General features: G+C 31.4%; 1 protein-coding gene. It reads right to left on the reverse strand.

The genetic code is table 11. The annotated features are described in order from the left end of the window. Positions 1-20: 20 nt before the first annotated feature. Entirely contained in the window at positions 21-965 is a 945-nt protein-coding gene (locus WMO25_RS18295) for a radical SAM/SPASM domain-containing protein (protein ID WP_349086678.1), read from the reverse strand. Between the last annotated feature and the right edge of the window lie 89 nt (positions 966-1,054).

The raw sequence follows: 1,054 nt of genomic DNA on the forward strand, positions 1-1,054 counted from the left end.
GAGGCTGAGCTTCTGGCAGGTTAAAATGGGGAGAAATTTCTCATTTTAACTTGTACTAAATCTTGACATAGGACCAACTCTTCTATATCATCTAATAATATATTATTTCCTTCAAAATCAGACTCATCAATAATATCCTTTAACCTGCCATGTTTTATATTTCCCATTTTACATTCTTGGCAATGTAGCATATGGCACGGATAAATGTCTCCGTTATATGCTATACTAATCGTTTTCTTTCCAAAGCCACAACCTTCCCGATATGTAATGCCAACCACATCTGTAGGTGTATCTAAAATTGTAGTTCCATTTTCTGACTCTGTAATGTTATCACCGACAATAACAAAATCATCCTCGCTGAATTTATAATCTTCAAAAATCTTTTCGCTAAAATCCACTGTAAATATACTGAAACTCATAAATACACCCAATTTTTTTGCTAAATTTTCATATTCTTTCATGAATGGAACATTCTTCTTATGTAATGTTACAATCAATTTAATCGGTATCTTTTCTTTTAGTCTTTCTACCGTATCTAACACACGTTTCATAATACCTTTATCTCTTATAAATGATGTTTTGTCATCATATCCATCAATTGATATGTTAAGTGCATCAATATACGGCAAAACCACTTCATAATCAGAGATGTTCATCGTTCCATTTGATATAACTTCTAAGCTTCCATTTACTGTTTCTTTAATATATTTACAAATTTCTCGTAAGTCTTTTCTCAGAAATGGTTCTCCACCTGAAATTACAATATTTTTCACTCCAAGTAATGATAAATCATCAATGACACATTTCCATTCATCAAAACTTAATTCATTTCTTGTATTCCGATTTTCTACATAAGAATAGCATCCAAGACAATGTAAATTACACGCAGAATTGACATGTAAATATACTGAGTCAATACCTTTTATTTCCTTGTAACAGCTTTTCAAAAAATCATTTTCTTCCAAGACCTTATAAAGTGGTCCTATGTCAAGATTTAGTACAAGTTAAAATGAGAAATTTCTCCCCATTTTAACCTGCCAGAAGCTCAGCCTCA

The organism is Coprococcus intestinihominis (assembly GCF_040096555.1).
Taxonomy (GTDB): Bacteria; Bacillota; Clostridia; order Lachnospirales; family Lachnospiraceae; genus Coprococcus_A; species Coprococcus_A intestinihominis.